This window comes from Chamaesiphon polymorphus CCALA 037, assembly GCF_003003845.1.
Lineage (GTDB): Bacteria > Cyanobacteriota > Cyanobacteriia > Cyanobacteriales > Chamaesiphonaceae > Chamaesiphon > Chamaesiphon polymorphus.
This window is the reverse complement of record NZ_PVWO01000194.1, coordinates 1-10027: the sequence shown is the minus strand read 5'-3', so window position 1 is coordinate 10027 and position 10027 is coordinate 1. Positions and strand designations below refer to the sequence as shown.

Below are 10027 nucleotides of genomic sequence, written 5' to 3'. Positions count from 1 at the left end.
AGCCAATAGATATTCGCTGGCTCGGTTTTTAGTTTTAGAAACTTTGGATAGATGAGTCGATCGAGTAATTTATCTAAGCTTCATCTAATGCAGCAATACCAGGTAAAACTTTACCTTCGAGTAACTCTAGGGAAGCACCACCACCAGTGGAAATGTGGCTCATTTGGTCGGCTAAATTAGCTTTTTCCACAGCAGCTACCGAGTCGCCACCACCGATGATCGTAATCGCACCAGACTTGGAGATTTGAGCCAAAGTATCCGCTACGGCAAACGTACCAGCAGCAAATTTATCGATTTCAAATACACCCATGGGGCCGTTCCAAATTACAGTCTTACAATCAGCTAAAGCAGCTTGGAATACTTTAATCGAATCGGGGCCGATATCCAATCCCATCCAACCATCGGGGATGTTGTTGACATCGACGATTTGAGTATTTGCTTCAGCCGAGAATTTATCGGCGACGACTACATCAGTAGGTAATAAAAGTTCGACGCCGCGTTCTTTAGCTTTAGCTTCAAGTGCGCGTGCGAGTTCTAATTTATCGTCTTCAACTAACGAGTTACCTACATTCAAACCGCGTGCTTTGTAGAAGGTGAAAATCATCCCACCACCGAGGAATAATTTGTCGCACTTGTCGAGTAATGTTTCGATGACGCCGATTTTACTCGATACTTTAGAACCACCAACGATCGCCGCCAAAGGAGCTTGGGGTTTTTCGATCGCGTTTTGGAGATATTCCAATTCTTTTTCGATCAAGTAACCAGCTACCGAAGGACTCAAATATTTGGTAACACCTTCTGTGGAAGCGTGCGCGCGGTGAGCGGTACCGAAAGCATCGTTGACATATAAGTCGGCGTTAGCAGCTAACTTTTTAGCAAATTCAGGATCGTTTTTCTCTTCTTCAGGGTAGAAACGGACGTTTTCGAGTAGTGCAACTTGTCCATTGCTCATCGCCGCGATTTGGCTGGCGACTTCATCGCCGATGCAGTCCTTACATGCAACCACATCTTGGCCTAGTAGCTCCGACAACCGCTTGGCAACGGGAGTCAGGCGTAATTTCTCATCGACGCCTTTGGGACGACCGAAGTGGCTGCTGAGGATGACTTTAGCACCTTTATCAGTCAGGTCTTGGATGGTGGGTAGAGCGGCACGAATCCGGGTATCATCGGTGATATTACCAGCATCGTCTACGGGAACGTTAAAATCGGCACGGACGAGGACGCGCTTGCCTGTGAGATCGGCAGCGGATAGACTGGCAATGGACTTCTTGGACACTGGTTAAACTCCTTAAAACGATCGTGGTTAATTTTGTTTTGATATATTTAAGCCGAGAAAAGTAGTAATACCGAATAGTCTTACTGTATTAAAGAAAACATTTAGCTCTGCCGTTTCCCAATTCTACCGGAAAACCCGTGTAGATTTGTAACCAATTTTTATAAACTTGAGACTGGCGATCGAAAATAGGGTAGTAAGAGGATAAAAGTCGGATTATTTAGCCTCAGTATATGTTTAACAAAATCCTATTCCCCCTCGATCGCTCTCGTGAAGCCCAAGAAGCGATCGCTGTTGCGATCGATCTGGTTCAAAAGTATCAAAGCGAATTGATCTTATTATCTGTAGTAGAGACTCCAGATCTCGATGCAGAGGTGCTCGAAGACCCCGTGATGCAATCTCCAGATGCTGTCGATCGATTGCTGCATTCCGCTCAAGCTCTATTTGCCAAGCGCGGGATCGATGCCGAAATTATCCAACGCGAAGGCAAACCTGCTTTTACCATCTGCGATGTTGCCGACGAACTCAATGTCAATCTGATCGTCATGGGTAGTCGCGGCATCGGTGTCGATCTCGAACATGCCGCTGAAAGCGTCGCTAGTAGGACGATTGCACTTGCACCTTGTCCGGTTTTGGTGGTTCCGTAATGGGTAATGGGTAATGGGTAATGGGTAATGGGTAATGGGTAATGGGTAATGGGCAGCGACGCTGCCTTGTTGACGAAGAAAGGACAATCATTACATCCACCCATCCACCCATCCACCCATCCACCCCCCGCTCCCCGCTTTTCATGAAGAAACCTAAAGTTAAGATCGAGAAATCGATCGAGAATGTAAAGTGGCGTAACTATCTCCAACGAACTATGAAGTAATGAGTAAATAATGAATTTGACTACAATAATGTAGAGATCCATTCAACAAGCATTCGATCGTGCTGGGTATGTATGTATGCAGATATTTCATAGCAGACAGAAGACAGAACTAAATACCCATGAGAAAATTATTCAAGCCGCTCAAAAACTGTTTGCCCGTCATGGTTATGATGGCACTAGTACCAAGGAATTAGCCGAAAAAGCTGGAATTGCCGAAGGTACTTTGTTTAGACATTTTGCTAACAAAAAAGCAATTTTAGTAGAAGTAGCCACCCGAGGCTGGGTAGAATTATTGACAGATTTGTTAACAGAATTGAGCGAGATGGCTAGCTATGAAGCGATCTCGCAAATGATGTACAAACGAATGCTGCGATTGGGCGAAAACTATGACATGATGCGCGTCTGTTTTATGGAAGTCCAATTTCATCCAGATTTGCGCGATCGAATTCAATCAGAAGTAATTGTCAAAATGACCGATGTTGCCGAAGCATTTTTTCTCACGGCAATGGATCGTGGTGTCTATCGGCGGATGAATCCACGGGTAATCGCTCAAGTATTTTTAGGGATGTTTGTCGTTGCTGGCTTCAGTCACGAAACGATAACTCAACCAGGTGCCAGTCCCCAAGAAATGAAAGAAATGGCGGAAGGATTGGCAGATATTTTTTTGAATGGAGTATTAGCTAAGAAGTAAGGGGTAGGCTTTAGGCTTTAGGCTTTAGGCTTTAGGCTTTAGGCTTTAGGCTTTAGGATCGAAAGATCGTTGTCAGTTCACTATTCACTATCCACTATTCACTATTCACTATTCACTACTCCCTAATTCCATTGCTTGCTTAATCCAACTTTGAACTTGGGCGAGATCGGGACAGAGATCGCGCCGTTGCAATGTCGCTACGTGCAGCCTGAGTAATTGTTGATGCAGTTTGTGGGCGGGCATTTGGGATAATTGTCTGACTGAGACGATCCCAGTATGAAGTAGTAAGCCGTTATATTGACAACCAACCCCAGCCAACCGGGACAAATCTGCAAGAGCGACAAGTTTGTTAACATACTGAATTTTAGTACCCAAACTAATCGCTAATTGCTGCTTGGTAGCTGCATCGGGAGCGATTTGCAAGAGTTGTCTGGTGGTAGTAATGCCAAGTTGTTGAAGTTGGGCGGATTCAGACTTGTTTAAGCCTGGTAAATCGCCAATCGACCAATCGCAAATCATCTGGAGTAGGGTGAGAGAATATTACAGAGCGATCGAAAATACAAAACCTCGCTAACATGGTAGATACTCAGTAAATAGCCACGATCGAGTTCTAATGGACTTCACTAGTATTGTTTTCATTCAGATTGCGATTTTTTCTTGTCTGGCGATCGTATTTCCCACATCGCGGAGTAGTTCCAGCATCAAAATTTCGGCAGCGATCGTGTTGATACTCTTATCGACAAGTTTCTATTTTAGGCCAGATCTGATGGCCAAGGTAGGACTAGGCGCGTGGGTTGTGGCAATCTTGGTACCGATCTTGTTGATGCGCCAACTCGAATCGTTAGTGATTAACTCGCAATACACAGCAGCTAGTCGGTTCGCTAAGTGGCTCAGATGGGTCGTACCGACTGATGGCATGTGGAGTTATCACCGCCTACTCAAAGGTCTTTCCCTAGCTCAGACGGGGCAACTAGAGGCCGCTGGGGAGATATTTGCTCGATCTCGATCTAGCGAGCGCACGGAAATCGGCAGGTCGGCAACCGCACTATTATATCGTTCTACCGATCGGTGGCAAGAGTATATCGATTGGGGACAACAGCGACTGACTCCAGAACAATTGCAACTCGATCGATCGACAACTTTAGTTTATTACTTGCGGGCATTTGCCGAAACTGGAGATTTGCGGCGGTGTATTGCGGAGGTAGCCAAACTCGATCGCGATCGTCAGCTTAACACGCAATATTTGAATCTACTCAAAATGTACATTCTTGCCTATTGTGGGCGCGTGGATGCCGTTATTTTGGCATGTCAAAGCTTACTATCGATGTACCCAACCGAAGTACATCAATTTTGGATTGGCACGGCAGAATTAGCCGCAGGTAAACACGATCCTGCCAAGAAAGAATTAAGACAACTCAAACAGGCGACGGCAGATAGCTGCATTCAACAGGATATTGCGTGGCGATTGTCCCAACCATTACCCAATTTAGACAAACTCACATCCTATGACTGGGAAACTGTTGCCCAGATGGAAACCACAGTCATCCAAGATGCTGGCTATAGCTCGGTGACGCCCAATGATGCCCCCACTCCAGTCACCAACGTTATCATCGCGATTAATGTGCTGGTCTTCTGTGCCGAACTATTTTGGCAATCTAGAATTGGGGACAAAGATTTTACATTTATTCCGTGGGGCGGATTGGCTGCAACGCTAGTGGTTACAGGGCAATGGTGGCGGATTATTACTGCAAACTTCCTCCACATGGGCATTTTGCACTTGGGGATGAATATGTTGGCATTGCTCTATTTGGGCAAATTTGTCGAATATCGACTCGGTACTTGGAAATATCTGTTTGCTTACTTAGTGGCGGGACTGGGTTCGATGGCAGTAATTACATACATCGATATCAGATGGATGACAGTTCCCCATATTACCGTCGGTGCATCGGGAGCGATTATGGGCATGTTAGGTGCCATGGGGGCGATTCATTTGCGCGGTTGGCGACAAGCCAAAGTGGCTGCTGCGGGACGGCAATTTCAGGCAGTACTATTTAGCGTCGGTTTTCAACTCGTGTTCGATCTCACCAACGGCCATACCAGCATTGTCGGTCATTTCTCGGGGCTAATTATCGGATTTTTAGTAGGGTTAATGTTGCTCGGATTGCCGACTAAAGAGCTACCACGATTGCCTTCTTCATAAGAAATTAACAAAATTGGGAGATAATACGATCGCAGATTTCTTTAGCGATCGAAATAAACTATGACTATTTCCATGTACCAAGCATCTGTACCGCCAGTAATGAGATGCTTGCACAACCTAATTAATATTCTCCAGAAAGGTGATGCTCATGCCGAAGCCAAAAAAATCGACCCATCGGTACTGATTAATAGCCGCCTTTATCCGGATATGTACCCATTGAGCAAACAAATCCAAATTGCTTCCGATATCACCAGAAAAGGATTAGCCAGACTCGCTAGCGTAGAAGCACCCTCAATGGTTGATGACGAAACAACTTTCCAGCAATTAATCGATCGACTCAAGAATACCATCGCTTATTTAGAAACGATAACTCCAGCCCAAATCGATGGTACCGAGCACAAGCATATTAGCTTACCTATCGGCAAACACACGATCGAATTTGAAGGAATGCCTTATCTAGCTACGTTTATCTTACCTAATCTCTATTTCCACGCGACAACTGCCTATAATATTCTCCGACATTCTGGAGTAGAGCTAGGCAAAATAGATTTTCTGGGCAAGCCATAGATACTAGCTACCAAAAAAATCAGGGTAGGGGCAATTGATGAATTGCCCCTACCCTGATTTTTTTGGATCTCACTTTATCCGGTTGCGCCAAGCAACCAGACACCCACGATCATCAAACCAACAAAACCCCATTTCAGCGGTAACTTGCGATTGGTTTCTCGTTGGCGAAGCCGCTCGGTAGGAGAATCGAGCCGTCGTTGAAAGATCGCAATTAATAACGATAATCCAAAAGCATAAGCAGGCGTAGAAGCTTCGATCGCCGAGACTAATACTGGTACCCCTAATTTTACGGCAAGTTGTCCGGTATAGAGCGCGACTAAATTAAGTAACTCGATCGCGATAAATATGGGCAGAGCCTGTTTAATTTTGGGTAAGTCTCGCCATAGAGTTAAGCGAACTTCTTCGATCGTCAAACAAGCCAAACCACTGATAATTATCCCAGTCGTGATACTTAAAAAAGCTCCAAAAAAGTCAGTCCGATCGAAGATATATTTCTCGATCGTCATCACAATTGTCAGCAATCCAGAAGCGATCGACATCAGATAGAGCGTATGCCAACGACTGCTAAATGTATCGATCGAACATAAGCCGATCGAGGCAGTTATTAACAAGGCAATACCGATATAGTTATTTGCCGTGATGAAATAACCAAACAGCCAATAGCTAATAATCAGTAGAAAAATTGGCGTGAGATTCCAGTAGGCTGAAACAGTCCCAGAATCACTACCATCTAATGCTCGAAAATAGAAATATTGACTGAGCTGGATAATTGCTCCAGTAGCCAAACAGATAGCTAATAAATCCCAACGCGGAATGACAATCGGGATATTTAATAGCGGCAATAGTAAGAAGATTCCAGCCGAAATACCAGAACTGGTAACAACTCCCAACCACGGCTTACTAAAAATCTTATCTACACAATGCTCGTCGAGAATATGAACGAATGCCCATAAAAATGAGCTGAATAAAGCGTATTGAATCCACATGCAGACAGCTAAGACTAAGCAGAAGACATCAAAGATGTGGTGGGTGTCTCACCCTGTCCCCAATGACTGAAGATAACAAATTGTCTTCTATTCGCGCTTAGTCTTTAGCTAAATTTATACTCACAATTTTTAATTACTAATCTTATGCTATCACAGTGGTCAAGCTCGGCAAACTGAGAATAGTAGTAGAATTGACTTAGATAATTTTTCGATATCAATCGCGATCGATGGACACTACTAAATTAATTCCGGTTTTAGGCACTGCGGCTTTTGGGCTACTGATTGTTGTGACTTTGGGGATAGTCTATCTAACTTTATCGGGTTGGCGCGATCGACAACGACGAGAGCAGGATCGGCGGACGAATCGTTAGGGGTTAGGCTTTAGGCTTTAGGCTTTAGGGGTGAGAAGACATCGGTTTGCACCGATAGCCTAATGTTACAAGTCCTGAAAATCCTCTAAATCCTGCTTGGCGTTAAGAGATACAACTTAGCACCGATAGCCTAATCCTGTAAATCTTGTAAATCCTGTAAATCCTGGTATGCATTTAATTCTGTGCCATACGACAGCAGACTTTGACACGTTAGGGGCGGCGGTGGGGTTGGCGCGATTGTTACCTGGGAGTAGAATCGTGCTGACTGGTGGCGCGCATCCGACGGTGAGGGATTTTTTGGCATTGTATCGGGATGAGTATCCATTGCTGGAGCGGCGTTCGGTGGTGCCAGAGGCAATCCGCTCGGTAAGTCTCGTCGATGCCCAACAACGCGATCGCGTGGGCAAGGCGGCGGAATGGTTAGATTTAGCCGATCTGCGGGAGATTGTAGTTTACGACCATCATTTGGGGCAAGTCTCCGATATTCCGGCAACGCGGGTGGAGATCGAGCCTGTAGGGGCAACGACGACGTTAATTGTCGAACGATTGCAGCGGGCAAATACTGCACTGACGAGCGCGGAAGCGACGGTGATGGCTTTGGGCATTCATGTGGATACTGGCTCGCTGACGTTTGAAATGAGCACGCCACGGGATGCACTAGCGTTAGGTTGGCTGATGCAGCAAGGGGCAGATTTGGCGGTAGTCAGTGAGTATGTGGAGCCGGGACTGTCGCCGCAGTTGCAAGCATTATTGCAGGTGGCTCTCAAGGAGATGCAGTCTGCGTCGGTAGGTGGGAAAAAGCTCGGCTGGGTGCGGCTGGCAACCGAAAAATTCGTACCGGGATTGTCTAGTCTGGTATCGCAGATTCAAAACATCGACTCGGAACTCGATGTTGTAGTGCTAGTTCATGAAGTTGTGGCGGCAGATGGTGACAATCGGGTGACGATTATCGGTCGATCGCAAATTCCCGAAGTGGATCTGCGAGAATTATTTGGCGCGATCGGCGGCGGGGGGCACGCTGGAGCCGCTTCGGCAAGCCTGCGGGGTATCGATGTCAAAAAGACACTCGATCGGCTATTAGCGGCGATTTTAGCGGCAATTCCGCAGCCGCTGACGGCTAGAGATCTCATGTCTGCCCCGATTCGCACGATCCGCTCGGATACGACAATTGCCGAGGCACAACGGATTTTACTCCGCTATGGGCACTCTGGTTTACCGATCGTCGATGCACCAGCAGACGATCGATCGGATCGATTAGTCGGCATTATTTCTCGCCGCGATCTCGATATCGCTTTGCATCATGGTTTCAGTCACGCGCCAGTCAAAGGCTACATGACAAATCAGGTACGCACGATCGCACCCGATACCACCCTGCCAGAAATAGAAGACTTGATGGTGACTTATGATATCGGCAGATTGCCAGTGCTAGCCGATGGCAAGTTGGTAGGCATTGTCACGCGTACCGATGTTCTGCGCTCTCATCTACATCACCCGCACAAAACCATCAAAGAAACCAACAGTACTCTTACCCCCTCCCCTTTCCAAGGGGAGGGCTGGGGTGGGGTAAAGATCTCCGCAACAACTCCAACAACTCGGAAGATTTCCCCCCCATCAAATCTCCACCAATTGCAAACCCAGCTCGCACCGCAACAATGGGAATTGTTGATGAAAGCCGCCCAATTTGCCGAGCAATGGGGCTGGCATCTGTATCTCGTCGGCGGTGCCGTGCGCGATTTATTGCTATCGGAAACAGGCAGTTTATTAATCAAAGATATCGACTTGGTAGTCGATGGCTTTCATCAAGCCGCCGATGTTGGCGCGGGGGTGAAACTTGCTACCGCACTTCAGGAATTTTACCCAGCGGCGCGGTTAGATATTCACGGTGCATTTCAGACTGCGGCTTTGTTATGGCACGAGGATCCTGAATTTGACTCGCTAGGCATCGATATTGCCACCGCGCGCACGGAATTTTATCCTTATCCCGCCGCGAATCCCGAAGTCGAGGCGAGTTCGATTCGGCAAGATTTGTACCGTCGCGACTTTACGATCAATGCGATGGCATTGCGCCTGACAGCAGCAACAACACCGCCACTACTAGATTTTTTTGGTGGCGTCGGCGATTTACAAACCCAACAAATTCGCGTTTTACATCCCAATAGTTTTATCGAAGATCCAACGCGGATTTTTCGAGGGGTGAGATTTGCAATTCGCTTGGGTTTTCACCTCGAAACTCAAACCACAGATTATATTCGATATGCCATTAATAGCGGCGTTTACGATCGCACCGCCCAAGCAAACCCCAAAACTCCCGCCCTCCAAACCCGACTCAAAACCGAATTAAAATATCTCCTCCAAGCACCTTATTGGCGATCGGCTTTAGAGTTATTATCTGACTTGGGTGCGTTGCAGTGCATACATTCGACGCTGAAATTAGAGCCGGAATTAGTCCGCCAACTTCAGTTATTAGAACGATGTCTGCAAAGATTCGACGTTACACACAGCCAACATCAGCCACAACTCATTCACTGGCAATTACGATTAGAAACAATTATTGCTGCGATTGCCCCCCAATTTCGACAGCCAGTCGCCAAAAATCTCCAATTACCTGAAGATGTTATCGAGCGGTTAGCGAATTTAGATCGATCGCAAACGCAAATCCTTTCCTCACTGCCAACATTCGATCGTATCAGTCAAGTGGTGCAATTATTAAAGCAATTCGATTTATCGATGCTAATTTTAATTGCCGTGCGGTGTCGCAACAGAAATATTCGTCGTCAAATTTGGCGATATTTGACAGTATGGGCGCATATTCAACCGCCATTAACTGGCAACGATCTGCGCCGATTGGGTTACAAACCAGGCCCCCAATATCGCCAAATATTAGATAATTTGTTGGCAGCAACTTTGGATGGAGTAGTTATCGATCGAGATACTGCCGAAGCCTTTATTAAAAGGAATAATTAATCTAGTACCAGACGGCGTAAATCTAGTTAGGGGTTGCGGAATAAAGGCTAAAATCCAGGTTGGAAAGCAGTTACAGCTACTAATTCAGCTACTCAGAGCCAAGG

General features: G+C 46.3%; 9 protein-coding genes. 6 read left to right on the top strand and 3 right to left on the bottom strand.

Annotated features, from left to right (window positions below; genetic code table 11):
• Positions 1-73: 73 nt before the first annotated feature.
• A complete protein-coding gene (locus C7B77_RS15390; RefSeq protein WP_106306453.1) occupies positions 74-1276 on the bottom strand; it encodes a phosphoglycerate kinase in 1203 nt (400 codons plus the stop codon).
• Positions 1277-1506: 230 nt separating this feature from the next.
• Between C7B77_RS15390 and C7B77_RS15385 the strand changes: the two genes are divergently transcribed.
• A complete protein-coding gene (locus tag C7B77_RS15385) occupies positions 1507-1920 on the top strand; it encodes a universal stress protein (protein WP_106306450.1) in 414 nt (137 codons plus the stop codon).
• A 300-nt stretch (positions 1921-2220) separates the two neighbouring features.
• A complete protein-coding gene (locus tag C7B77_RS15380) occupies positions 2221-2835 on the top strand; it encodes a TetR/AcrR family transcriptional regulator (protein ID WP_106306447.1) in 615 nt (204 codons plus the stop codon).
• A gap of 108 nt (positions 2836-2943) precedes the next feature.
• Here the strand turns inward: C7B77_RS15380 and C7B77_RS15375 are convergent, their stop codons facing one another.
• Entirely contained in the window at positions 2944-3354 is a 411-nt protein-coding gene (locus C7B77_RS15375) for a DUF4332 domain-containing protein (RefSeq protein WP_106306444.1), read from the bottom strand.
• A gap of 94 nt (positions 3355-3448) precedes the next feature.
• On the opposite strand from C7B77_RS15375, the gene C7B77_RS15370 reads away from it, so the two are divergent.
• Together C7B77_RS15370 and C7B77_RS15365 are read left to right on the top strand one after the other, a co-directional pair.
• Positions 3449-5035, top strand: a complete 1587-nt coding sequence (locus C7B77_RS15370) for a rhomboid family protein (RefSeq protein ID WP_106306441.1) — start codon at positions 3449-3451, stop codon at positions 5033-5035.
• A gap of 60 nt (positions 5036-5095) precedes the next feature.
• On the top strand, positions 5096-5602 hold the full coding sequence (locus C7B77_RS15365) for a DUF1993 domain-containing protein (RefSeq protein WP_106306438.1): 507 nt from the start codon (positions 5096-5098) through the stop codon (positions 5600-5602).
• Positions 5603-5676: 74 nt separating this feature from the next.
• Here C7B77_RS15365 and C7B77_RS15360 read toward each other — a convergent pair whose 3' ends face one another.
• Positions 5677-6588 carry an EamA family transporter gene (locus tag C7B77_RS15360; RefSeq protein WP_106306435.1) on the bottom strand — a complete coding sequence of 304 codons (912 nt, stop codon included), beginning with the start codon at positions 6586-6588 and terminating at the stop codon, positions 5677-5679.
• 227 nt (positions 6589-6815) lie between these two features.
• Between C7B77_RS15360 and C7B77_RS30040 the strand changes: the two genes are divergently transcribed.
• Both C7B77_RS30040 and C7B77_RS15355 read left to right on the top strand, forming a co-directional pair.
• Entirely contained in the window at positions 6816-6959 is a 144-nt protein-coding gene (locus C7B77_RS30040) for a hypothetical protein (protein WP_181243875.1), read from the top strand.
• A gap of 168 nt (positions 6960-7127) precedes the next feature.
• Positions 7128-9923 (top strand): CBS domain-containing protein, encoded by a 2796-nt coding sequence (locus tag C7B77_RS15355; RefSeq protein WP_106306432.1) that lies wholly within the window; start codon positions 7128-7130, stop codon positions 9921-9923.
• Positions 9924-10027 lie beyond the last annotated feature (104 nt).

Excerpts from the sequence above, each read along its gene's own strand:
- C7B77_RS15385 (WP_106306450.1), top strand. The coding sequence starts at position 1,507 with ATGTTTAACAAAATCCTATTCCCCCTCGATCGCTCTCGTGAAGCCCAA.
- C7B77_RS15380 (WP_106306447.1), top strand. The coding sequence starts at position 2,221 with ATGCAGATATTTCATAGCAGACAGAAGACAGAACTAAATACCCATGAG.
- C7B77_RS15375 (WP_106306444.1), bottom strand. The coding sequence starts at position 3,354 with ATGATTTGCGATTGGTCGATTGGCGATTTACCAGGCTTAAACAAGTCT.
- C7B77_RS15370 (WP_106306441.1), top strand. The coding sequence starts at position 3,449 with ATGGACTTCACTAGTATTGTTTTCATTCAGATTGCGATTTTTTCTTGT.
- C7B77_RS15365 (WP_106306438.1), top strand. The coding sequence starts at position 5,096 with ATGACTATTTCCATGTACCAAGCATCTGTACCGCCAGTAATGAGATGC.
- C7B77_RS15360 (WP_106306435.1), bottom strand. The coding sequence starts at position 6,588 with ATGTGGATTCAATACGCTTTATTCAGCTCATTTTTATGGGCATTCGTT.
- C7B77_RS30040 (WP_181243875.1), top strand. The coding sequence starts at position 6,816 with ATGGACACTACTAAATTAATTCCGGTTTTAGGCACTGCGGCTTTTGGG.
- C7B77_RS15355 (WP_106306432.1), top strand. The coding sequence starts at position 7,128 with ATGCATTTAATTCTGTGCCATACGACAGCAGACTTTGACACGTTAGGG.